General features: G+C 60.8%; 1 protein-coding gene. It reads left to right on the forward strand.

Features of this window, described 5'->3' with window-relative positions; all coding sequences use genetic code 11:
- Positions 1-255 (forward strand): hypothetical protein (locus IB264_RS35770; RefSeq protein WP_192435398.1); only part of this gene is annotated, 255 nt, incomplete at both ends.

Below are 255 nucleotides of genomic sequence, written 5' to 3' on the forward strand. Positions count from 1 at the left end.
GAACATCTCGGCATCGATGCCGGCAGCGTCGCGGCAAATATCTCTGCCGATATTCGCGAGGTTGAGCCGACCTTCAAGGGCCGCATATCCAGCAGCGGGCTCGATGTCGCCAAAGTGGCAAATCTGACCGGGCAATCCGTTCCTTTGACCGGGTCTGTCACGATCGATACCCGGTTCGCGTTTCGCGGCCTCTCGGGGGATGCCCTGAGAAAAACGATCAACATGACCGGCAGCCTGGGCCTGCACAGCGCCACC

The sequence above is a fragment of the Ensifer sp. ENS11 genome (genome assembly GCF_014851895.1).
Lineage (GTDB): Bacteria > Pseudomonadota > Alphaproteobacteria > Rhizobiales > Rhizobiaceae > Ensifer > Ensifer canadensis.